Here is a 24,059-nt window from a genome sequence, read left to right on the forward strand (position 1 = left end):
TCAGTGGGCCTCTGCAAGCCAGAGGCATTGTGGGTTTGCTCAAGGGCACATTATTGACTGCCCCTTAGCTCCAGTGCAGCTGTATTGCGGAGGCGAGAGTTTCTTGCGGTCCAACTTTAGAGGCTCCACCAATCAAGTAGAGGCTTTCTCCTAGGGCTACTGCTCCGTGACCGTGCCGCGCCTGTGGCAAATGACCCTGATTGTTCCAATCATCTGTGACTGGATCGTAAATCCAAATATTGTTAAATGCTGTACCAGTCTTCCAGTTGCCATTGGGGCCAAATGCCTCACCGCCGGTAACTATTAATTTATTATTTAATGGGGTTACTGTGAGTCCGGCAGCAGCCTGGGGTAGGGGGCGGATCTTTTCCCATTTATCCAGGCTGGGGTCATAAACTTCGGCATAAGTTAGATTCCTGGCCTTGCTACCATTGTCGCTAACCTGGCGGCCACCAACAACATAAACTCTGTTATTTAAAGTTGCCCCACCTGCGGAGGTTCGCTTGATACTGGCTGGCGCTACTTGCTCCCAATGATCCCCTCTTGTAAGCACATAATGAGAATTGGTATCTCTATTTTTAGACTGTTCGTCGGGGGCCCTACCGCCAATGACATGGATGTTCTCCCCAATGTTGGTGTAAATAGATTCAGCCAAGGGCCGGGGGAGAGGGCTGGTTTCTATCCAATGCTTATATTCGCCGGAAAGTTTATAAACGGTATTTCGGGCTTGCCAAGCGCTATCTGAATCGCCAAAAAAACCACCGATGCCATATAGACTGTTGGAGTTACTGGCCATACCGAGGTGATGTCTTACCTCAGGTAAATTGGGCCCATGCCTCCAGTTTTGTTCCCTTGGAGAAAAGATATGTGTTTGTTTAGTTGGAGAGAGACCGAAGAAAACTGCCGCATCCGATGGGATAAATCCCCCTGCTACATAGATCTCACCAGAAAAGACTGCGGGGTAAATCTCCTGTAAAGGTATTTCCAGGCTGGGAAGACTTGATATAGATAGACTGGAATTAGCTTCTTTAGCGGTTAGATTGACTCCACCGAAAGTAAGGGAAGCTAAGCTGGAATATTTAATAAAGGATCTTCTGGATAGCGCCATGGTAACAAACACTCTCATACTGACTGATAAGGGATACCTATTGACTATAATTTTTTACCTAAAAATAGGCTAAAAGGGTCATTTTTATAGTGACTGAAAGGGGCGCAATCGTCAAATCCATAACGGCGATAGAGAGCGATTGCGGGAGCAAAAGCTTCAGCGCGACCTGTCTCCAGCTTTATCTCTTTATATTTACGTTGCTTTGCCTCCTCCAATATTCTTTCTATCAAGGCGCGGGCAACGCCTTTGCGCAGGAATAGAGAATGAGTTTTCATGGATTTTATTTCGCCCAAATCAGGGTTGATCTCTTTTAGGGCACCACAGCCGGCCAAAACTCCATCAATTCTCGCTCCCCAAAAGGTAATCATGGGGTCATTTAACTCATCAGGATTTAGTGCGTGAACGCTCCCAGGTGGGGAATGTCGGTACATTTCCCGTAGATGAGCTTCAAGAAGATTGTTAATGGAACCGTCGGACAGGTCGTCTAATTGTACTGATATATACATCTTTATTTGATTGTCTTTCTTTTTAAAACAATGGTTTAAATAGGAACGCCCGTTAAACTTTTAGGCTTTGAAATGTCACTGTAGCAAGACTTTTAGAGAAGGATAAGTATAAGTTGGCTGGTGCAATAGATATGCTTTATTAGGGGGCATTGAGAAAAAATATGCACCGTTTTATTACGTATAATACCCGGCCAAAAGCCTGGTAAGGGAAACTAAGGGCTGGATATTGCCCTTAGTTCAACATTAATAGCTAGTTTAAAGAGGATTTAAAGTAATCGCTTCCCGATATTGATACAGCGTTCTCCGAAGTAGCGATGATTTTTTAGTGCCTTTACCAATATGGGCTTAAGTTGTGGTTTTTCTTTTAGTGACTTAGTAATCTCATTTACATTTTCTCTAGAACACATTAGCGGTAGGGCGTAAGCATAAGCAGTAAGCAATTCCTGAGATTCATCCTCATTGACCTGAGCCAGTGAATCAAAAATGGGTTGACCGTGAATGTTAAATAGCTCTATTTGCTCTGGTGCGAAAAGGGACTCTGTAATTTTTCGAATTTCGCTTAACTTGAATTTTTCTCGATTAGATATAAGGTTATCTACCCACTTTGATTTGTTTTCGGGTTGGGGGCGAATAACCTCAGCAGATAGTGCGTTGAGTTTAGATCTGTCGGAGTTATCTTTTGCCAATTCTCTTGTGATTGCCTGCTCATAATCTGAGAACAGATAACGATTCTGCAACTTGATAAGCTTCCAGCGCATATCAGGATCGAGTTCCAGTCCTTTAATGGCAAACTCCCCCATTAACAGGTCTCTAGCATGACTTAATGCTGGAGTGGAGTGGGCGATATTGGTAAAAATACCAAACCAGACTTTTTGTTGATCACTACCTTCAGCCGCCTCTAGTAGTTGCCCCCAGACGAAGCTCTCAACAGTCTGAGTAAGTTCGTTACGGCGCTTTGTACTTAGGGGGATTTGAGTCAGAAAATCGTAAGTGAATTCAATATATCTGGCATTCAAACGAATAATATTGATGTCCTTTTCGTCGGCGCCATTATTCACTATAAAACTAATATACTCATCCAGAGGCAGTTTTGCGTCATAGGTGCTATCAAATAGACTTTGCCAGAACATTAGTCGTGCAAACGGTTCTTCAATATCATTGATATGCTGAGCCATATTCTTGATGGTAACTTCATCCAGATTTACCTTCACATAGGCCCAATCTTCTTCATTGGGGTATAGCCCCTCTGGGCAGGGTAGCCCCACGGCTTCTTTTACTTCGGTTCTGGCACCACCATAAAGCACTGGAAGGGTTGCAACCCGTTTCATACTTCCAGCTTTCATTTGGTAAACCCCCAGCTGTGTGCGCTGTTCCCTTAATATCGGATATTCCTCTGGTGCTGTTTGCTGAATTACCAGATGATTGATTTGGTCATCATCGCACTGGAAGCTGGCTTCAATTGTGTTGAGGCCGGCCTGGTAAAGCCACTGTTGCTGCCAGGAATTAAGATCTTTATCCGCAGCTTTGCCCAGGTGGTTGATGAAGTCATTGAGGGTTGAATTGTCATAAGACAAAGCCTTTAAGTAATTACTGACGCCTTTGCGAAATTCTTCTTTGCCCAAATAGTAGGGCAATTGCTTGAGTACTGAGCCGCCTTTGCCATAAGTAATTCCATCAAAATTGGCAAAGGCTTCGTCAGTATTGTTAACTGGAAGTTGGATAGCGTGGGTAGTGGGGCGTTGATCAGTGTGGTAAGCCCATTGCTTGGCGCCTAAATAATAGTTCTCCCAGGCTGTAGTGAATTCGCTATTTTCAGCTAGAGCCAGATTGGCCATGTAAGTGGCAAAGCTCTCATTGAGCCAGAGGTCATCCCACCAATTCATGGTGACCAAATTACCAAACCATTGATGGGCCAGCTCATGGGCAATAACATTGGCGAGGCGCATCCGCTGGGCCTGGGTCTTTTTTCCTCGGGATATGTAAGAATCGTTAAATGTTACAGCCCCAACATTTTCCATAGCGCCGGCGTTAAAATCAGGAACTAGTATTTGATCATATTTTTTAAATGGATAATCAATTTCAAAGTAGGGCTGAAAGAATTCAAAGGATTGTTTGGTGAAGGTAAACCAGTCTTCCGTTTTTACGTAATTTGCCAGGCTCTGTCTTGCCATTAAGCGAAGGGGAATATCTCCTGCCTTGTCTTCCCAGATGTGGTAAGGACCTGCATGTAAAGAGAATATGTAAGATGAAAATTTCTTGGTTTGAGGGAAAAACCAGTGGTTCGATTTTCTTTTCTCTTCTACTCTCTCCTCTCTTTCCGCGCTAACTACTACCCAGTCTTTTGGAGCCTTTACATCCAGGGTGTAACGCGCTTTCAAATTGGGTTGGTCAAAATGTGGGAATAGGCGATTGGCATCATAAGGTTCAAAGTCCGTATATAAATAGACCTTTTCGTCTTTGGGGTCTTTAAAGCGATGTAATCCTGAGCCATTGTTAGAGTACGGGTGTTGATAATTCACCGTAATCGTGTGGGATATTTCTGGTAGATTTTGATAATCAATAGAAATAAAGTAGTTGTTGTACTCAAATGGAACAGATCTTCCATCGACCTGGATTGAATCAACCGCACCACCGGAAAAATCGATAGTGAGCGGCTGTTCAAGTATTTTTCTAAAATTGATATCTGCGTGCACAATTCCGGAGAAGTTCTTAGCTTGACTATCCAGATTGATGCTCAGCCGATAGTCCACTTCAGCAATTTGCTGACGACGAATGTCAGCATAAGATTCTGAAAGTCCTGGGGCTGTGGTTCTAATAGGAGATGAAATTTTCTTTGCTGGTGAGCTTATTTCTTGCTTAGTAGTTCTTTGCTCACAGGAACTTAATAAAATACCACATAGGATCGCTATAACCACTTTGTACTTTAGTAATACATTTGTAAGGCGAATATATTTGTTCATGGCGCTATTTTTAATATAGAGTTATTGAATTACTATTTGCGATTTACTTTGTATCATTAAAGATAGCTAGGCGGCGATATAAATTTTCCGTATCAGTAGGGGGAATCTTTTATACAGAGTGAGAAGGAATAGGTTCTGGCTACTGGCCGTTTGCGACCTCAGTAATTGATTCCGCTAATGCGTTGATAATTCCGTCAATCTCCTCTGCCTGTGCTATAAATGGGACGCCGATTTGCACTGTGTCGCCGCCGTAGCGAATATAAAAGCCTTTTTCCCACATCTTCATAGCAATTAAGTAAGGCCTGAGTAATGGCTCATCCGGAGCTGATTCGATTGTCAGGCCTGCAGGAGTCTACAATTACGAATATCTTCTATTAACGGTAATCCGTTGAGGTGAAGGATGCGATCTACCAGGATATGGGCAAGCTCCGCAGATCTCTTAAATAGTTTTTCTGTAAGCCAAAACCTAAAAAAATAAGTTCAAATTTAAAAGAATGAGCAGGTAGATGGCGGTAAACTATTCCAACCTAATTGGGTGACTTGCCGTAAGAGTGACGCTTTTGTTGGGCCTGGTAGTATATAAATAATATAAGGAATAACATAATGGGATTTTTAATTTGTGGCTCAAGAGCGGCAACGGCTCCTGTAGCAGGGGGGGCACAGGAGAAGGCGCCAAGTACGGGAAAGGTAAGCAGCTTTGCAAAAAAAATAGGTCTTATCAAGGAGTTAGATCCCTTTCTGCGCGCAAGATCTGAACTTAAAGGTGCAGATGCAGAATGTAAAAAGATACAAGGACAGTATAATGATCTTAAAAGCAAGTTGGAAAATTTAGAATGTAGGCATGATTTAAGCTCAAATATACTTAACAATTTAGAAGCTAAACGTGATAATGCAAAAAATCGCTTCCAAACCGAGCGAGCCAATAATGGGTATGTGAAAAATTATAACGCATTCGATAAGGCAGAAAGCCGCTTTCATAAACACCAGGAATTGCACAAGAGCTTAAGTCAGCATAAAGAAAATTTAAAGAAACAATTTGGAAGCGCTGAGGCGAAGCTAGACTCTGCAAAAGAAAAATTTGAAGAAAAGTATGAAGTCGTAAAGCAAGAAGCAATAAATTTACACTATATTGAGTTGGGTCTTGATCGAGAAATAGACAATAGGTTTAACGAAGACCTTATAAAATATTACTCAAAAAGAACAGATGGTAGCATTGATTCTATAAAGAATACTGTGGAAAATTTAACAGAAATACGTCCTGATATTGATGTTACTCCGCTCAATAATGCATATCATGCTTTGCTTCCTCTCAAGGAAAGGTGTGTGACAGTAGAGCAACATGCAGAACTGGCAAAACGTGCGGAAGGGGCGGTTAGAGAAGCTAATCGTCTATATTAGCATTGCTCTAATTTTTTTGAACACTTCGTTAAGATGGTAAAACTACCAAGCGAGGTGAAGAATGACAAAGGTACACGTTGGCATTTCAAGCCGGAGTTCAAGAAAGACACGGTAGCCCTAGTCTCCGGGCAAGGGTATTCGATTCCTAAGACAGCTGAAGCTGTTGGAACCACGACCAATAATCTACGACGTTCAGGCAGTAGAAAAACTAATTTATGTCTTTGCTTTCTTAGATATGATCAAATATTAACCATAAATGGTGATTCTACGTGAATTCTGATCTAGCTTTCACTGATTAGTAGGCTATTTTTCACGTAGAAGCACAGTACGAAAAGAGGGCTGAGTTTTTCTACCCCCTCGTTGGATAAAGAATCTGAAGCAGGAAGAAAGTGATGTGAGGCTGGGTCCTGATGGGTGAGCTGAATTAGACCGCCTGCGACATGAGGTAAACCAGTTGCGTATGGAGAACGAGATCCTAAAAAAGGCCAGTGTAGGTTCAACTTGTCAAGGCAACACCCTGTTTAATAACCTGCTTTGGTGTCGCAAAGTTCAGAGTTTTTCTTAGCCTGCTATTAAGCTGCGTTAGCAACTTAATTGAGTTTCCTCTGAGTATGCTGTGCCAAGCATGTCTTTTTTGGAAAGTACTGACGGATTAAGCTGTTGGTATTTTCATTCGTTCCCCTTTGCCAGGGGCTCTGAGGATCGTAGAAGAAGACAGGAACACCTGTCTTTTCTGTAAATTCAGCGTGCTTCGCCAGCTCCATTCCTCGGTCCCACGTCAGTGACTGGCGAAGCTCTTTTGGCAATTTTTTAAACCTAGCAACAAGCGCCTGGTTCACAGAAGTCGCATCTTTCCCTTTTAATTTAAGAATGATCGTATACCGCGATTTTCGATCCACAAGCGTGGCGATATGAGTGTTGTTTGAACCAGACACTAAGTCACCCTCCCAATGACCTAAAACACATCGTTCTTGTATCTCCTGAGGATGCTCCCTTATCGATGTACCGTTGACGATGTTGATAGTACCGCGCTCGCTTTTACGTGAATGTTGTTTGCTGTGACGAAGACTGTGAGATCGACGCAAATGCTTTACTAGCTTATGATGAAATGCTGAGCGCACACGGAAGTACAGTGTTGTATAGATAGTCTCTGCTGATATCTTCATTGATTCATAAGCCTGTTATCTCTTCCGTAACCAACCCGATATTTTCTCTGGTGACCAGTTCAACGCTAATTTTTCCAAAACAAGCTTCTTTAGCCTCGGGTTTTGCTCTAGCAAATACGGCTTGGGGTGCCTTGCCATCCGTTTTGCACGGTTGTTTGCATCTACTGCTTTATAGTATCGTCGCCCCCGGTTTCTCTGAATCTCACGCGAGATTGTGGATGGATTTTGTTTCAAGGAGCGAGCGATTGCTCGAATACTTTGTTTTGCAGAAAGACCTGCACGTATTTCCTCGCGTTCGGCTAATGTAAGGTGTTGAGGAGATGGTTTTCTGGGTATTGGTTTAATTCCGCCAATATCTCTCAAAACAGTAAAAATGGTTCCAGGCTTAGAATCTATGGCATTGGCAATTTCACCAAAGCCAATGCCATTTTTCCAAGCGTCGAAAATCCACTCTTTTTGTTCTGCTGTAAATATGCGCTTCATTCAATAATCCCCCGATAGGCCATATTCCTACAGGGGTGTTGCACTGATCAATTGAACCCAAGATATATAGTCACTAGAGTTTTTCTATAAATCACTCGCCCCGTCATTTGGTATGGCGACTTATAACATAGGGGGCTTCAAAACCCTGTGTCAACCAAGTGGTTTTATCGGTTGGTGTGTATCTTTGGGCCGTCCGGAAAGTAGATCGCAAGCTGGATAGCTTCAAGTGGATTTTGATATATTGGGGCAAATAAGTTCCAGTTAGCTATTCTTGCTGGAAAAAATTACAAGCTTTGAATGGCCTATGTAGTAGCTATTGCATAGGACGTAGCGCTATAAATTCTTATTACACAGCACGGGGATCTGGTGCTTGTTAATAATAAAAGGCGAGGATTACCTACTGGCCGTTTGCGACCTCAGTAATGGATTCCGCTAATGCGTTGATAATTCCGTCAATCTCCTCTGCCTGTGCTATAAATGGGATGCCGATTTGCAGTGTGTCGCCGCCGTAGCGAATATAAAAGCCTTTTTCCCACATCTTCATAGCAATTAAGTAAGGCCTGGGTAATGGCTCATCCGGAGCTGATTCGATTGTCAGGCCTGCAGCGAGTCTACAATTACGAATATCTTCTATTAAGGGTAATCCGTTGAGGTGAAGGATGCGATCTACCAGGATATGGGCAAGCTCCGCAGATCACTCAAATAGTTTTTCTTTAAGCCAAAACCTAAAAAATTATGTCCAAATTTAAAAGAATGAGCAGGTAGATGGCGGTAAACTATTCCAACCTAATTGAGTGGCTTACCGTAATTGTGGCTCTTTTTTTGAGTTTGGTAGTATATAAATAATATAAGGAATAACATAATGGGATTTTTAATTTGTAGCTCAAGGGCGGCAACGGCTCCTGTAGCAGGGGGGGCACAGGAGAAGGCGCCAAGTACGGGAAAGGTAAGCAGCTTTGCAAAAAAAATAGCTTGCTTCAAGAAGTTATTCCCGTCTTTTCGCAAAAAAGGTAACAGTGAAGTTAACAAAATTAGATCCGATGTGAAAAAAGCAGAGAAGGAGCTCAAGCAGAATTTTCTGAATGCACTTAAGCTCCAAAACCTCAAAGATGAAACTAAACAAGCATTGAGGACTCTTAATGCTAAAGTAACTGAGTTCAATAGTATGCCAGCTACTAGTCAGAATCTCCAAGAGCGTAAAAATGCTGAGAAGGAAATGAATGAAGCAAGAGCAAAGTATGATAAGAAATATAATAATGAGTTGCAGCTAGAACTTAAGCTACAACAAGAAGTTAAGCCAAAAAAACAAGAAGATGAGCTAAAAAAGCAAGAAGCTCAGATAAAAAAAACAGGGGAAGCAGATAATTTAAAAATTTTTGGATTAAATAGAGTCATGGAATTAGCGGGTTCGCTTCCCTAGATTGCCAACATAAGTGACACACGCCTGCCCGCTAGAAACCCTAGTGGGCTCAAATAATTTAGAATCTTTCTTGGGCGAGTGTTTATTCGTAATACTGAATCGTTAATACGGTTTTTGGATATCATGCCAATTTTATACCTTTCGGGAAGAAATACCTTAGTAGACCATTCGTATTTTCGTTCCATACAGGCTCCCAAAAGTGATAAGGCTTTGCAAAATATATTTTGCTCCCCAGTTGCTGTACAATCGATTGATGAGCAGCAAACTCACCTCCGGTATCGAAGGTTATCGTTTTACATATTGCCTGATACGGCTTCAGCATCTGCTTGATCGCCCGATGATCTTCCCCTTGTTGGGCCCCCTGCGAGTGAGCAGCAACTTAGGGACTCGCTCAACTAAAGTCACAAGATAGCTATCCTGCCGTAAACCGTGCCGCCACTCCCAGTGGCCGAGCTTTGCTCCCCGTACGCTCAGTAAACTTTGCCTTTCGTGTAAGCCGCAAGCTGAGTTATCCAGCGATAAATAATAGAACAACTGACCTTTTTTATCACACTTCTCAAGCTTCATCCGGCCAGCAACTTGTTCGGGGCTAGCTTTTTTTAGCTGATGGTCGATTTGCACTTTCATGGCGAAATCAGACCTGGTGTACTTTCGCTTTCGCCAGGTGTGTCGGTTATTGTGGGAGTCTAGGAGGCGACGAACTAAATTAGGGGGCTTCAAAACCCTGTGTCAGCCAAGTGGTTTTATCGGTTGGTGTGTATCTCTGGGCCGTCCGGAAAGTAGATCGCAAGCTGGATAGCTTCAAGTGGATGTTGATATATCGGGGCAAAAAAGTTCCAGTCAGCTATTCTTGCTGGAGATAATTTCCAGGCTTTGAATGGCCTATGTAGTAGCTATTGCATAGGACGTAGCGCTATTAAATCCTTATTACACAGCATGGGGATCTGGTGCTTGTTAATAATAAAAGACGAGGATTGCCTACTGGCCGTTTGCGACCTCAGTAATGGATTCCGCTAATGCGTTGATAATTCCGTCAATCTCCTCTGCCTGTGCTATAAATGGGACGCCGATTTGCACTGTGTCGCCGCCGTAGCGAATATAAAAGCCTTTTTCCCACATCTTCATAGCAATTAAGTAAGGCCTGAGTAATGGCTCATCCGGAGCTGATTCGATTGTCAGGCCTGCAGGAGTCTACAATTACGAATATCTTCTATTAACGGTAATCCGTTGAGGTGAAGGATGCGATCTACCAGGATATGGGCAAGCTCCGCAGATCTCTTAAATAGTTTTTCTGTAAGCCAAAACCTAAAAAAATAAGTTCAAATTTAAAAGAATGAGCAGGTAGATGGCGGTAAACTATTCCAACCTAATTGGGTGACTTGCCGTAAGAGTGACGCTTTTGTTGGGCCTGGTAGTATATAAATAATATAAGGAATAACATAATGGGATTTTTAATTTGTGGCTCAAGAGCGGCAACGGCTCCTGTAGCAGGGGGGGCACAGGAGAAGGCGCCAAGTACGGGAAAGGTAAGCAGCTTTGCAAAAAAAATAGGTCTTATCAAGGAGTTAGATCCCTTTCTGCGCGCAAGATCTGAACTTAAAGGTGCAGATGCAGAATGTAAAAAGATACAAGGACAGTATAATGATCTTAAAAGCAAGTTGGAAAATTTAGAATGTAGGCATGATTTAAGCTCAAATATACTTAACAATTTAGAAGCTAAACGTGATAATGCAAAAAATCGCTTCCAAACCGAGCGAGCCAATAATGGGTATGTGAAAAATTATAACGCATTCGATAAGGCAGAAAGCCGCTTTCATAAACACCAGGAATTGCACAAGAGCTTAAGTCAGCATAAAGAAAATTTAAAGAAACAATTTGGAAGCGCTGAGGCGAAGCTAGACTCTGCAAAAGAAAAATTTGAAGAAAAGTATGAAGTCGTAAAGCAAGAAGCAATAAATTTACACTATATTGAGTTGGGTCTTGATCGAGAAATAGACAATAGGTTTAACGAAGAACTTATAAAATATTACTCGAAAATAACAGATGATAGCATTGATTCTATAAAGAATACTGTGGATAATTTAACAGAAATACGTCCTGATTTTGATGTTACTCTGCTCAATAATGCATGTCTTAGGTTGCTTGCTCTCAAGGGAGGGTGTGTGACAGTAAAGCAACATGCAAAACTGGCAAAACGTGCGGAAGGGGCGGTTAGAGACGCTAATCGTCAATTAGCATTGCTCTAATCTTTTTGAACACTTCGTTAAGATGGTAAAACTACCAAGCGAGGTGAAGAATGACAAAGGTACACGTTGGCATTTCAAGCCGGAGTTCAAGAAAGACACGGTAGCCCTAGTCTCCGGGCAAGGGTATTCGATTCCTAAGACAGCTGAAGCTGTTAGAACCACGACCAATAATCTACGACGCTGGATAAAGAATCTGAAGCAGGAAGAAAGTGATGTGAGGCTGGGTCCTGATGGGTGAGCTGAATTAGACCGCCTGCGACATGAGGTAAACCAGTTGCGTATGGAGAAAGAGATCCTAAAAAAGGCCAGTGTAGGTTCTACTTGTCAAGGCAACACCCTGTTTAATAACCTGCTTTGGTGTCGCAAAGTTCAGAGTTTTTCTTAGCCTGCTATTAAGCTGCGTTAGCAACTTAATTGAGTGTCCTCTGAGTATGCTGTGCCAAGCATGTCTTTTTTGGAAAGTACTGACGGATTAAGCTGTTGGTATTTTCATTCGTTCCCCTTTGCCAGGGGCTCTGAGGGTCGTAGAAGAAGACTGGAACACCTGTCTTTTCTGTAAATTCAGCGTGCTTCGCCAGCTCCATTCCTCGGTCCCACGTCAGTGACTGGCGAAGCTCTTTTGGCAATTTTTTAAACCTAGCAACAAGCGCCTGGTTCACAGAAGTCGCATCTTTCCCTTTTAATTTAAGAATGATCGTATACCGCGATTTTCGATCCACAAGCGTGGCGATATGAGTGTTGTTTGAACCAGACACTAAGTCACCCTCCCAATGACCTAAAACACATCGTTCTTGTATCTCCTGAGGATGCTCCCTTATCGATGTACCGTTGACGATGTTGATAGTACCGCGCTCGCTTTTACGTGAATGTTGTTTGCTGTGACGAAGACTGTGAGATCGACGCAAATGCTTTACTAGCTTATGATGAAATGCTGAGCGCACACGGAAGTACAGTGTTGTATAGATAGTCTCTGCTGATATCTTCATTGATTCATAAGCCTGTTATCTCTTCCGTAACCAACCCGATATTTTCTCTGGTGACCAGTTCAACGCTAATTTTTCCAAAACAAGCTTCCTTAGCCTCGGGTTTTGCTCTAGCAAATACGGCTTGGGGTGCCTTGCCATCCGTTTTGCACGGTTGTTTGCATCTACTGCTTTATAGTATCGTCGCCCCCGGTTTCTCTGAATCTCACGCGAGATTGTGGATGGATTTTGTTTCAAGGAGCGAGCGATTGCTCGAATACTTTGTTTTGCAGAAAGACCTGCACGTATTTCCTCGCGTTCGGCTAATGTAAGGTGTTGAGGAGATGGTTTTCTGGGTATTGGTTTAATTCCGCCAATATCTCTCAAAACAGTAAAAATGGTTCCAGGCTTAGAATCTATGGCATTGGCAATTTCACCAAAGCCAATGCCCTTTTTCCAAGCGTCGAAAATCCACTCTTTTTGTTCTGCTGTAAATATGCGCTTCATTCAATAATCCCCCGATAGGCCATATTCCTACAGGGGTGTTGCACTGATCAATTGAACCCAAGATATATAGTCACTAGAGTTTTTCTATAAATCACTCGCCCCGTCATTTGGTATGGCGACCTATAACATAGGGGGCTTCAAAACCCAGTGTCAGCCAAGTGGTTTTATCGGTTGATGTGTATCTTTGGGCCGTCCGGAAAGTAGATCGCAAGCTGGATAGCTTCAAGTGGATGTTGATATATCGGAGTAAAAAAGTTCCAGTCAGCTATTCTTGCTGGAGAAAATTTCTAGGCTTTGAATGGCCTATGTAGTAGCTATTGCATAGGACGTAGCGCTATTAAATCCTTATTACACAGCACGGGGATCTAGTGCTTGTCAATAATAAAAGGCGGGGATTACCTACTGGCCGTTTGCGACCTCAGTAATTGATTCTGCTAATGCGTTGATAATTCCATCAATCTCCTCTGCCTGTGCTATAAATGGGACGCCGATTTGCAGTGTGTCGCCGCCGTAGCGAATATAAAAGCCTTTTTCCCACATCTTTATAGCAATTAAGTAAGACCTGAGTAATGGCTCATCCGGAGCTGATTCGATTGTCAGGCCTGCAGCGAGTCTACAATTACGAATATCTTCTATTAAGGGTAATCCGTTGAGGTGAAGGATGCGATCTACCAGGATGTGGAAAAGCTCTGCAGATCGATCAAATAGTTTTTCTTTAAGCCAAAACCTAAAAAAACAAGTTCAAATTTAAAAGAATGAGCAGGTAGATGGCGGTAAACTATTCCAACCTAATTGAGTGACTTGCCGTAAGAGCGGCTCTTTTGTTAAGCCTGGTAGTATATATATCATATAAGGAATAATATAATGGGATTTTTAATTTGTGGCTCAAGGGCGGCAACCTCTTCTGTAGCACTGGGGGGGGCACAGGAGAAGGCCCCGAGTACTGGAAAGTTAAGCAGTCTTGCAAAAAAAATAGGTCTGATCAGGAATTCAGATACGCTTTTTCGCGTAGAAGCTAAATGTATAAAGATAGAAAATAAAGTAAGTAATATTGACCGGCATGTAGAAAAATTTACACAGCTTGTTAATTCAGCTTCAAATAAGTATGATTCTTTAATTGGAAATTATTCAAAAGCAGCGCGGGAGTTCAAAGCCACTGCAGCAGGTAGAGGGTATTACAAAAAATCCTATAATAAATTGGAAAAAATAGAAAAAAATATTAATAAGCAAGCTCTTTATAAGGAGAGGCTGGAAAAGAATCTAGCAAATCTAAAAGGTGAACGGGAAACCAATAATAAGGAGTTTGAATCTACAAACAAAATATTAAACGACTTAAGGATTCTGGATGAATCTATATCAAATAAATTGATAAATCTAGAAAAAAATTTTAACCGTTCACATCAAAATTCGAATGCTTCCTTAGGTTCGATTAAGCAGAAAATTGACGACGTGAAAGAAAAATTTAAATCATCTAAAATGCTGGATGTGAAAAAAGGGGCAAAGGAGAAGCTCGAAAAAATAGAGCAACAGGTTAAAGGCATAGAGGATGATTTCGCGGTGGCGGTTAACGCTCATGTTAAGAAGCTGCTAGAAAAAAATCAAGATAAGATTCTCGCCCTAGGAGATAGGAGATTGAGATAGGAGATTGAGATAGGAGATTGAGATAGGAGATTGGGCTAAGCCTAAACCTCTGTCTATGAAATCCTTTTTATAAACCGATCTCACCACCACGGGGTAAGGCGACTAATAAAATAAGGGGTTTAAAAACCCAGTGTCAACTAAGTGGTTTTCTCTATTAGTATACATCTCCAGGCGGTCCGGAAAGTGGATCGCCAGCGGGGTAGCGTCAGGTACCAATTTTGAAGCGGGCGTGTCCAATGTTTAGCGGCTTGCAGTATATTGGTATATAGAGGTTTCAGTCAGATATTTATATTGGCAAACAATCTCCAGGCGCTGAATTGCTTATGCCGATGCGGCTGTATAAAAAGTAGCTGCATAAATCCTTATTACACAGCACGGGGATCTGGTGCTTGTTAATAATAAAAGGCGAGGATTACCTACTGGCCGTTTGCGGCCTCAGTAATTGATTCTGCTAATGCGTTGATAACTCCGTCAATCTCCTCTGCCTGTGCTATAAATGGGACGCCAATTTGCACTGTGTCGCCGCCGTAGCGAATATAAAAGCCTTTTTCCCACATCTTCATAGCAATTAAGTAAGGCCTGAGTAATGGTTCATCCGGAGCTGATTCGATTGTCAGGCCTGCGGCGAGTCCACAATTACGAATATCTTCTATTAACGGTAATCCATTGAGTTGATGGATATGGTCTTCCAGGATATGGGCAAGCTCCGCAGATCTCTCAAATAAATTTTCTTTCTTTAAAATATCCAGTGTAGCCAATGCCGCTGCGCAGGCTAGTGGGTGCCCAGAGTAGGTATAGCCGTGGGGAAGCTCCAGTTGGTATTGAGGTCCTCCATTTTCCATGAATATCTCGTAGATATCTTGACGCACAGCCACAGCGCCCATGGGAACAGCGCCATTTGTAAGCTGTTTGGCTGTATTGAGCATATCCGGGGTCACTCCAAAAAACTCTGCTCCGGTGGCTTTCCCCATGCGTCCGAAAGCGGTAATGACTTCATCAAATATCAACAATATGTCGTATTGAGTACATATTTCCCTAAGGCGATGGAGATAGCCTTTTGGTGGGGGCAATACTCCCGCAGACCCCGCTACGGGCTCGACAATAACAGCGGCAATGTTTTCAGAACCGTGCAGTTTGATAAGTTCCAGCAACTCGTCTGCCAGGAAACTTCCCTGTTCAGGCTGTCCTTTAGCAAAGCGGTTGTGGGGTAAAAGGGTGTGGCGAAGGTGGTCAGAATCTATAGATGAGCCAAAGATTGCTCGATTAGCACTAATACCGCCCACACTAAGACCGCCAAAGTTAACTCCGTGATAGCCTTTCACGCGTCCGATGAATTTTGTTTTCCCTGGAGCACCCATCTTCTGCCAGTAGGCTCTAGCTATTTTAAGAGAGGTTTCTGCGGATTCAGAGCCGGAGTTTGTAAAGAAAATACGATTGAGCCCCACGGGCATCATCTGGCTGACACGCTCCGCTAGTTGGAAGGCTCCCGGGTGGCCATATTGGAAAGCGGGGGCATAATCCAGAAGGGCTGCTTGCCGGGTAATGGAGTCAATTATCTCCGGGCGGTTGTGTCCAGCACCACAGGTCCATAAGCCAGAGAGACTATCGAATATGGGGCGGCCATCAGCACTACGGTAATAGCAGCCGCTGGCTGAGGTAATAATACGGGGATCTCTTTTGAATTGGCGATTCCCGGTAAAAGGCATCCAGTAAGCATCGAGTTGCGATTTACTAAGTCCCGCTGATTTGTCGTTCATTTTTATTTTCCGACATTTGGCCTTATCGCATTAATTTTGGACCAACTTTTCTACTTTATAAATTGATTCTCACTAACTTTAGTTTCATAAGTGGGATTTATTAATAGAGTATTGAAGTATTGCCTGTGGCAGGAGTTGAGCGGCGGGGGGGGTGCCGGAATGGCCTAAGGGAGATGAGAGGAGAAAGAGAATCGGGGGCATTAGCCCCCGGTAATATTGCTGATTAAACAGCAGTGGCGATTCTGTCCACATAGGGGGCGAGTTCTGGTTTGTTCTCCAGAATCTCCTGCCGGGACAGACCGTCGATCTCGTGGGGGAATACCAACCACTCTTCGGTCTTGTGGATAAAGTAATCCGGCTCGCGCTTGGCTTTGTTGTTCTTCGGCTTGTAGTAAGGAGTCGCGATACGAATCTCCGGCGTGTTCTTCTTACAGGCTGCGCGCAGGTCTTCGATAGTTTGCTCAATACTCAGGCCAGAGTCGTGCACATCGTCCACGATCAACAGGGAGTCGTGGGACTCCAGGCGCTTGATCAGGTAGTTCAGGCCATGCACGCGCACTTTCTTGTCGCGCTCACCGATACCGAGATAGGAGGAAGTGCGGATAGCGATATGGTCTGCATCCACTCCCATCACGTGCAGCAGCTCTTGTACAGCGATGCCCACAGGAGCGCCACCGCGCCAAACACCGACAATATAGTTTGGGCGAAAGCCGTCCTTATAGATTTGCTCGGCGAGAGCATAAGAGTCTATCAGGAGCTGCTGTGCGCTAATAAAGTGCTTTTTCATCAATGTACCCCTCAGAAAAAGGCAAACTTGGCAACAAAGAGTGCCGCTAACACGTAGACACTGATGCTGACGTCTTTGCTACGTCCGCTCAGCGTTTTAATAACTGCGTAGGAAATAAAGCCCAGGGCGATTCCGTGCGCGATCGAGAACGACAAAGGCATCATCACTGCGGCGATTACTGCCGGTGCGGCCTCGGTAATGTCATCCCAATCAATAGATGACATACCGGAAGTCATCAGGACGCCAACATACAGCAGAGCACCTGCGGTTGCATAGGCCGGAATCATACCGATTAGGGGCGAGAAGAAGGTCGCCAACAGGAATAGCCCGGCGCAAACCACAGCGGTCAGGCCTGTGCGACCACCGGCGGTAATTCCCGCAGTACTCTCTACATAACAGGTAGTAGTGGAGGAGCCCAACACAGAACCAACGACAGATGCGGAGCTGTCGGCCATCAGGGCCTTGCCCATTCCAGGCAACTTGCCATCTTTATCTAGCAGTTTGGCGCGATCAGAAACGCTTAACAGGGTTCCTGCGGTGTCGAACAGGTCGACAAACAGGAAGGCAAAGATCACGCTGATCATGCCTACTTCGAAAGCGCCAGCGATATCCAGCTCCAGGTAAGTCGGTGCCAGGCTGGGAGGCGCGGATATCAGACCGGTGAACTCTACCTTACCAATTGCCAGGGCGATGACGGTTACCGCAAGGATACCGATCATCACTGAGCCCAGCATACGGCGGTAGGACAGGGCCACAATAATAAAGAAGCCCAGTGCTGCCAGAATCGCCTCAATTGACTTGAGGTCGCCCAGGGTTACCAGCGTTGCGGGGCTGGCCACAACGATACCGGCACTCTTCAGGGCAATGATCGCCAGGAACAGGCCGATGCCCGCTGCCAGGGATTGTCGCAGGGAGAGGGGGATACTATCGATAATCCACTCTCGCAGTTTGAAGATACTGAGCAGCAGGAAGATTACCCCTGATATAAACACCGCCCCCAGGGCTACTTGCCAGCTGTAGCCCATTTCACCGACGACAACGTAGGCGAAGAAGGCATTGAGGCCCATACCTGGCGCCAATGCGATGGGGTAGTTGGCGTAGAGCCCCATAATTAGGCAGCCAATAGCGGCTGCAAGACAGGTCGCCATAAACACAGCGCCTTTATCCATACCCGCTGCAGCCAGGATATTGGGGTTCACAAAGATGATGTAGGCCATCGTCAGGAATGTGGTAACGCCGGCAATCACTTCCCGGCGAACATTCGTCTGGCGCTCTGAGAGCTTGAACAACTTCTCCAGGAATGAGGCATTGCCTCCCACCTGCGGGATGTCGGACCCTGGGGTCGCCGATGTTTGGATATCAGTGGGTTTCATATCAGAAGTGGTACTTTACTAGCAGGTTAACGTTGCGCTCGTTGGAATCGACACCATAAGTGCCATCTTTGATTCCGAACTTGTCGTTCCAGTGTACGTACTCAATACCCGCGTACAGGGTCTTGGGTTCACCCCAGGTGGCGCCGGCATCCCATTTCAGCTGGGAGGTAAAGTTAGTGCTCGGATGTGAATCTTCAGAAGCACTGGTCCAATCGATAAATCCGTCGTAGACAAAGCTGGCATCACCCAGGGTAAAAGGCATGGCCCAAACCAGGGTCAGCTGCTCGTTGCTGGCCTTGTCATCGTTATCGCGGTGGTAAACATTCGCCTGTACAAAGGAGAAACCGGGCACCGCGAGATCAAAGCCCACACCCGTCAGGTAATTGGTGAAGTGGGGGCCGGTTGCTGCCAAGTGGTCCGGATCATCCATATTGCCCAGCTCAACTGCTGTGGCGATCAGTACATCGGTAACCGGTCCGAAAGCCAGTTCACTGCCGCTGAGCTTGCCTAAGCTCAGGCGGGGAGAAATCTCACTATACAGTTCTTTGGAGCCATCTTCCGAGTCCAGGTAGTCGGCAAAAATAAAGAGGTCACCCCAGCTGTGGCCACTGGCGTGCTCAAAAGTTACTACGGATCTCTCAGAGTCATCCGTGTTCTTGCTGTAGTTGACTTTGTAATCGTGGCCGTAAAGAAGGCTCAGGCTGTTGTCACTCCAGGTCATCTCAGCTTGGGCAGCTACGCACAACAGGCTAGAGGCCAGCAGTAGCAGGGGCTTGGTTGGTTTCATTCTATTACCTCTGTTACAGCGACAGGCGAATTTCGCACTGGCGGCCGATGAGAAAATCGGCAGTTGGTTAAAAAATAGTCGCGGAATGTACCAGAACTTAACCCCTGTTTTCCAGTGTTTTTTCTCGGCATTTACGCTTTTTTCCGAGCTTTTTAAGTAACTCTGCACCAAAAAATCACGCTTGGGGAAAACGAGATACTCATTTATTGGTTAGCGATGGGTCGGTGTAGCAAAAAAGTATTGTTTAATTGGTTTGATAGTAGGGAATCGCTACATTGCAGGGGCAAATTAGGTAAATAGTCCGGAAAGTCGGCATCTGCTCCCCAGTGGTGCTTGCACAGGCAACATGAATACTTTTGGTGCTTTTAGGGTTCGCGATAATAGATGTTGTTTAACTTTGATGACACTGGAAGTCATCCGCTTGGTAGCAGAACAAGGATGGTTGAAATGTATCTTCTGAGCGCCTTCCTTATATAGGCAGGCATCGGCCTGAGGTCGATGGTTATAGTTGGGAAAAGTAAATCAACTTTTAACCTGTATAAAAATTATTTGGCAGTTTGGTTTTTTTGCTAGTTCGTAGGAAATTGGCCCAGGAAGGAATCTGGATGGATTGCAGTAGCGGGGGGCGACTTTAGGGGGGCGCAGGTAATGCCTACCGAGCCCCGTATTATCTGGTGGTGATTGGTTACACTTTGCAGCTTTTGAGACCTGGGGCGAGTATTGTTATCGCCCCAATATGCCTTTTCCGATTCGAGTTTGGAGTCAGGCTACCTGCTGTTCTGTACCTGACTGGTGCGCCAGGTATTCCTCGTAAGTGCCTTGAAAATCGATCAGTGCTTGATCTTTGATTTCAATAACTCGGGTTGCCAGGGATGAGACAAACTGACGATCGTGACTCACAAAAATAAGTGTGCCCTCATATGTCTCCAGTGCCTTGTTCAGGGCTTCGATGGCTTCCATGTCCAAGTGGTTGGTTGGCTCATCCATGATGAGCACATTGGTGTCCATCATCATTAGCTTGCCAAACAGCAGGCGATTTTTCTCGCCGCCAGAGCAGACCTTTGCCTTTTTATTGGCATCATCTGCGGTAAATAATAGTCGGCCCAGAATACCCCGCACGGCCAGATCATCGTGCTTGGGGGTGCGCCATTGGGACATCCACTCAAATATTGTCAGGTCACCATCAAAATCTGCACTGCTGTCTTGCGGACAGTAGCCGATAGCGGCATTTTCTGACCACTTGACGACTCCGCTGTTTGCTTGGATCTCATTGACAAGACAGCGCAGGAAGGTTGTTTTACCAACGCCGTTCTCACCGATAATTGCCAGGCGCGCACCGGCTTCCAGCAGCATTTCGCCACCTTGAAATAGCGTTTCACTGTCAAAACCATGGGTAAGCCCCTCAAGAGTCAGCGCCTGACGGTGCAATTTTTTACACTGGTTAAACGTAATATAAGGGCTGACCCGACTGGAGGGTTTGATTTCGTCCAGCTTGATTTTTTCCATCTTCTTCGCGCGGGAGCTGGCTTGCTTGGCTTTGGATGCATTGGCAGAAAAGCGGTTCACAAAGCTCTGTAGCTCGTCCAGTTCGGCACTTTTCTTGGCATTCTCTGCGTGAAGTTGTTCTTGTATTAGCGTGGAGGCCGCAACAAAGTCCTCATAATTGCCGGGGAAAACCCGCAATTCACCATAATCTATGTCGGCCATATGGGTGCAGACAGAGTTCAGGAAGTGGCGATCGTGGGAAATGATGACCATGGTGCTTTTGCGTTGATTCAGTACATCTGCCAACCACTTGATGGTGTGGATGTCCAGGTTATTGGTCGGCTCATCCAACAATAAAATATCCGGGTCGGCAAATAGCGCTTGGGCGAGTAATACACGCAATTTCCAGCCGGGAGCTACCTGTTTCATCAGGCCAAAATGCAGGGATTCGTCGATGCCAGCTTCAAGCAGGATTTCTCCCGCACGGCTCTCTGCACTATAGCCATCCAGCTCAGCAAATTGGACTTCAAGCTCGGCTACGCGCATGCCGTCTTCTTCGCTCATTTCCGGTAGCGAGTATATGCGGTCACGTTCCTGCTTAATTTCCCACAGGCGGACATCTCCCATGATGACCGCATCGACGACGGTGTACTCTTCAAATGCAAACTGGTCTTGGCTCAAAGTACCCATGGTGCATCCAGGCTCAATGGATACGTTGCCGGCCGAGGGCGCCAAGGCACCACTCAGGATCTTCATAAAGGTTGACTTTCCACATCCATTGGCCCCGATAAGGCCATATCGGTTGCCATTGCCGAACTTTACAGAAATGTTTTCAAACAGTGGTTGGGCACCAAACTGCATGGTGATATTCGCGGTGGAGATCAAGAGCGTATTCCTGAGGATTACAAATGGGCTCTGGTAAGCCAGTTTCGCCAAAATAGGAGGCGTGATGTGGGGGCCGCACTATAAGGATTTGGCGCTGAAGTGTCGAGGAGTACGTTCAATAACTAAGCAGTTTCTCCGCGGGTTCGATATTAGAGATTGAAATATATATGTTAAAGTGTACTCCTAGGCTAGGAGGATATTCCATTTCGGGGTGGGGTGCGATGATATGCATCTGTATACTCCCTGAGTTCGGGCTCTTTAGCTAAAGCTATGGGCCCTAATATTAGGAATATTCCCGGTATAAGTTGCCAGCGCGTAAAGCGGCCACTTTTATTTAAATAATTAACGGGATCACTTGATCTTATTTGTATCCTTTGGGTGGCTCCGACGGCAAAGTAAATGTTAATGCTGTTAGGGGGGAGGGTTGAAGGGCTAATGACTAGCAGATGTCAGTCAATCAATTTTTGATCTCTATGAGGAGCTAGCAAAGGCTGGAGGCTATATGAAATCGAATTGTTTGCACCTTGCGATTCCGGCAGGGGACCTGGAAACCGCCAAGAAATTCTATTGCGATGTCTTAGGCTGCAAGACCGGCAACAGTGAAGAAGGTCGCTGGGTAGATATCGACTTTTGGGGTAACGAACTCACCCTGCACCAGAGTGAGGAGAAGCTCCCCAATGTTCGCCACAAGGTGGATATGGGAGAAGTGGCTGTTCCTCATTTTGGCATTCACCTGCCGGAAGATGAGTTTCAGGCACTAAAAGGCCGTATCGAAGCTGCCGGGCTGGAATACCTGGACAAGCCCTACCGTCGCTTTGTCGGCAATGAATATGAACAGGAAACCTTCTTTATCGAAGATCCAAATGGCAATGTTCTGGAAATGAAAACGATGGTTAATCCTGAACTGATGTTCAAGTAATCGTCTGGGCCCTGCAGATAATTGAATCTGTGGGGCTGAGTTTCTCCCGCTATTCCCTGCCCTCGCTTATCCTTGCTAAGAATGAGATGCCTTAATCTGGGGTTGAGTTCTGATTGCCTGAATAATACCTCCGATAACTATCAGTAAGCTGCCGGCATAAGTATTCCAGGTTGGGAGTGTGCTATAAACAAACCAATCCAATATGCCGGAGAAAATCAGGCTTGTATATAAATAGGGAGATAGGCTGGCAGGTCTGTTTACCCGACGATAGGCTTTAGTGCGCAAGGATTGATTGCTGATTGTCGCCAGGCTAAAAGCAATAATCACAATCACAAAACTTACCGAGCCCGATAGAGATACCGCGACTTTCGCAAGCTCACCAAGATTTCCTTCAATCAATAAAATGGCAAGCATATAGAGGCTGGATAGGCCGAACATCTTGGTGGTTGAAGATATTGTATTTTGCTTCTTTGAAGAGTGGTGCATTACAAACTGTGAACAAGCTCCAAAGAAGCCCGATAGCAGGCCCACTATCATATAGCTATCAAAGCCAGCAGTTGGCTTCAATATAAAAGCAACGCCGATAAAGCTGATTAAACAGGCCGCTAATGTCTTCTTTTTTATCGGATCCTTTTTGGCAAACCGGGTAATAAAAGGGAGAAATAAACCTGACGTTGAAAATAGAAGGGCGGCGACAAGTAGAGAGCCTTTGGACAAATAATAAAACAGGCAATACTGAGCGAGACATGTGAATAACGCCCTTGCACCATCAATCCTGTCTATTCGATGAGTCACAGGGTTTTCATCAAAAACAATGAGGCAAATCCAGGTTAGGAGTAAAAATGGGGCAAAGAAACGAATAAAGACCACCAGGGATAAGGAGCTAAAAGTAGTTAGTTCTTTACCAAATAGCCCGGTTAGCGACATACAGCTGGCCGCCAGAATTGCGGTAATGATACTGAGGGCAAATTCTCTATTGGAAATGCGGGTACTCATGGTTTACTAGCACCCTCACTAGCAATAATCTCATCGACAGTTTTTACACTGGCTATCTTAGTGAGGAAGTTCAGACTATTCTGTTTATTGTTTTCCGTGTCAGATTCACAGGCATCTGAGGCAATGAGTACTGAAAAGTCTCTATCGTGAGCTTCCCTGGCTGTCAGTTCGACTGTATTTTGTGTTGATACCCCACAGAGAACAATCCTTTCTATATTGTGGCTAGCAATAAGTACTGGGAGTTCGGTCCCATAGAAGCCACTGACACGCCTCTTATAAATAGATATATCGCTATCAGTAATATTGAGTTCATCAACAAAAGCAGTGCCCCAGCTTTTCTGACGGAGGGCGCCTATATCTTTGATATAGCTGAAGAGAGGAGAGTTAGAGGAAGATTCCCTGTAGTCGGTGGAAAAAGCGACCCTGATATGGCAAATAAGATGACGTCGTGCTCTTCCCCACATAAGGAGTTTATTGGTGTTCTCAATAACTCTATTCTTATGGACTCTTGGGGCTGCTGCTGATATTTTTCCCTTTGGATGACAAATATCGTTGATAAAATCGAGGGTAATGATTGCAGTCTTCATGACCAGAGTCTATTGAGGCGAGTATTGGCTTAGTTTAGTAATGATTAAGGAAGCCTTCGATAAAGGATTTTATGATCTATATAGAG

19 protein-coding genes and 3 pseudogenes are annotated in these 24,059 nt (G+C 44.8%); 5 read left to right on the forward strand and 17 right to left on the reverse strand.

The window, feature by feature from the left end; genetic code table 11:
- Positions 1-64: 64 nt before the first annotated feature.
- The 4 genes from ACJJI6_RS18435 to ACJJI6_RS18450 form a co-directional block, all read right to left on the reverse strand.
- Entirely contained in the window at positions 65-1,126 is a 1,062-nt protein-coding gene (locus ACJJI6_RS18435; protein WP_475711585.1) for a Kelch repeat-containing protein, read from the reverse strand.
- A 26-nt stretch (positions 1,127-1,152) separates the two neighbouring features.
- A complete protein-coding gene (locus ACJJI6_RS18440) occupies positions 1,153-1,614 on the reverse strand; it encodes a GNAT family N-acetyltransferase (RefSeq protein ID WP_475711586.1) in 462 nt (153 codons plus the stop codon).
- A gap of 266 nt (positions 1,615-1,880) precedes the next feature.
- Entirely contained in the window at positions 1,881-4,574 is a 2,694-nt protein-coding gene (pepN, locus tag ACJJI6_RS18445) for an aminopeptidase N (RefSeq protein ID WP_475711588.1), read from the reverse strand.
- Positions 4,575-4,713: 139 nt separating this feature from the next.
- The gene (locus ACJJI6_RS18450; protein ID WP_475711590.1) at positions 4,714-4,860 is read right to left on the reverse strand and encodes a hypothetical protein; all 147 of its coding nucleotides are present in this window, start codon (positions 4,858-4,860) and stop codon (positions 4,714-4,716) included.
- Between the two features lie 317 nt (positions 4,861-5,177).
- On the opposite strand from ACJJI6_RS18450, the gene ACJJI6_RS18455 reads away from it, so the two are divergent.
- Complete coding sequence (locus tag ACJJI6_RS18455; RefSeq protein ID WP_475711592.1) at positions 5,178-5,972, forward strand: hypothetical protein; 795 nt, start codon at positions 5,178-5,180, stop codon at positions 5,970-5,972.
- A 496-nt stretch (positions 5,973-6,468) separates the two neighbouring features.
- On the opposite strand, the pseudogene ACJJI6_RS18460 reads toward ACJJI6_RS18455, so the two are convergent.
- Together ACJJI6_RS18460 and ACJJI6_RS18465 are read right to left on the reverse strand one after the other, a co-directional pair.
- Positions 6,469-7,621: pseudogene (locus tag ACJJI6_RS18460) on the reverse strand (IS30 family transposase).
- Between the two features lie 397 nt (positions 7,622-8,018).
- Complete coding sequence (locus ACJJI6_RS18465; protein ID WP_475711594.1) at positions 8,019-8,165, reverse strand: hypothetical protein; 147 nt, start codon at positions 8,163-8,165, stop codon at positions 8,019-8,021.
- Between the two features lie 318 nt (positions 8,166-8,483).
- On the opposite strand from ACJJI6_RS18465, the gene ACJJI6_RS18470 reads away from it, so the two are divergent.
- Positions 8,484-9,041, forward strand: a complete 558-nt coding sequence (locus tag ACJJI6_RS18470) for a hypothetical protein (RefSeq protein WP_475711596.1) — start codon at positions 8,484-8,486, stop codon at positions 9,039-9,041.
- A 121-nt stretch (positions 9,042-9,162) separates the two neighbouring features.
- Here the strand turns inward: ACJJI6_RS18470 and ACJJI6_RS18475 are convergent.
- Together ACJJI6_RS18475 and ACJJI6_RS18480 are read right to left on the reverse strand one after the other, a co-directional pair.
- Positions 9,163-9,390, reverse strand: a pseudogene (locus ACJJI6_RS18475) (IS30 family transposase); the annotation flags it as partial.
- 629 nt (positions 9,391-10,019) lie between these two features.
- Entirely contained in the window at positions 10,020-10,166 is a 147-nt protein-coding gene (locus tag ACJJI6_RS18480) for a hypothetical protein (protein WP_475711590.1), read from the reverse strand.
- Between the two features lie 317 nt (positions 10,167-10,483).
- Between ACJJI6_RS18480 and ACJJI6_RS18485 the strand changes: the two genes are divergently transcribed.
- Complete coding sequence (locus ACJJI6_RS18485) at positions 10,484-11,287, forward strand: hypothetical protein (RefSeq protein ID WP_475711598.1); 804 nt, start codon at positions 10,484-10,486, stop codon at positions 11,285-11,287.
- A 295-nt stretch (positions 11,288-11,582) separates the two neighbouring features.
- Here ACJJI6_RS18485 and ACJJI6_RS18490 read toward each other — a convergent pair.
- Positions 11,583-12,756: pseudogene (locus tag ACJJI6_RS18490) on the reverse strand (IS30 family transposase).
- Positions 12,757-13,155: 399 nt separating this feature from the next.
- Entirely contained in the window at positions 13,156-13,296 is a 141-nt protein-coding gene (locus ACJJI6_RS18495) for a hypothetical protein (RefSeq protein ID WP_475711599.1), read from the reverse strand.
- 324 nt (positions 13,297-13,620) lie between these two features.
- On the opposite strand from ACJJI6_RS18495, the gene ACJJI6_RS18500 reads away from it, so the two are divergent.
- Positions 13,621-14,397 (forward strand): hypothetical protein, encoded by a 777-nt coding sequence (locus ACJJI6_RS18500; protein ID WP_475711600.1) that lies wholly within the window; start codon positions 13,621-13,623, stop codon positions 14,395-14,397.
- A gap of 416 nt (positions 14,398-14,813) precedes the next feature.
- Here the strand turns inward: ACJJI6_RS18500 and aptA are convergent, their stop codons facing one another.
- From aptA to ACJJI6_RS18525, 5 genes are all read right to left on the reverse strand, one after another.
- Entirely contained in the window at positions 14,814-16,154 is a 1,341-nt protein-coding gene (gene aptA / locus ACJJI6_RS18505; protein WP_475711601.1) for an omega-aminotransferase AptA, read from the reverse strand.
- 223 nt (positions 16,155-16,377) lie between these two features.
- A complete protein-coding gene (locus ACJJI6_RS18510; RefSeq protein WP_413663623.1) occupies positions 16,378-16,941 on the reverse strand; it encodes a phosphoribosyltransferase in 564 nt (187 codons plus the stop codon).
- A gap of 11 nt (positions 16,942-16,952) precedes the next feature.
- Positions 16,953-18,314 carry an NCS2 family permease gene (locus ACJJI6_RS18515; protein WP_444895840.1) on the reverse strand — a complete coding sequence of 454 codons (1,362 nt, stop codon included), beginning with the start codon at positions 18,312-18,314 and terminating at the stop codon, positions 16,953-16,955.
- 1 nt (position 18,315) lies between these two features.
- Positions 18,316-19,101 (reverse strand): outer membrane protein OmpK, encoded by a 786-nt coding sequence (locus tag ACJJI6_RS18520; RefSeq protein ID WP_444907004.1) that lies wholly within the window; start codon positions 19,099-19,101, stop codon positions 18,316-18,318.
- 762 nt (positions 19,102-19,863) lie between these two features.
- Positions 19,864-21,471: an ABC-F family ATPase gene (locus ACJJI6_RS18525; protein ID WP_475711603.1), complete on the reverse strand. Its 1,608-nt coding sequence runs from the start codon at positions 21,469-21,471 to the stop codon at positions 19,864-19,866.
- Between the two features lie 502 nt (positions 21,472-21,973).
- Between ACJJI6_RS18525 and ACJJI6_RS18530 the strand changes: the two genes are divergently transcribed.
- Positions 21,974-22,390 (forward strand): VOC family protein, encoded by a 417-nt coding sequence (locus ACJJI6_RS18530; RefSeq protein ID WP_282930918.1) that lies wholly within the window; start codon positions 21,974-21,976, stop codon positions 22,388-22,390.
- Between the two features lie 75 nt (positions 22,391-22,465).
- Here the strand turns inward: ACJJI6_RS18530 and ACJJI6_RS18535 are convergent, their stop codons facing one another.
- Both ACJJI6_RS18535 and ACJJI6_RS18540 read right to left on the reverse strand, forming a co-directional pair.
- On the reverse strand, positions 22,466-23,386 hold the full coding sequence (locus ACJJI6_RS18535) for a DMT family transporter (protein ID WP_475711605.1): 921 nt from the start codon (positions 23,384-23,386) through the stop codon (positions 22,466-22,468).
- Positions 23,383-23,973, reverse strand: coding sequence for a cysteine hydrolase family protein (locus ACJJI6_RS18540; protein ID WP_475711607.1), 591 nt, complete (start codon positions 23,971-23,973; stop codon positions 23,383-23,385). The genes ACJJI6_RS18535 and ACJJI6_RS18540 overlap by 4 nt, the downstream gene beginning before the upstream one ends.
- Positions 23,974-24,059: the final 86 nt, after the last annotated feature.

This window comes from Microbulbifer maximicatervae (SeqCode) (assembly GCF_056232625.1).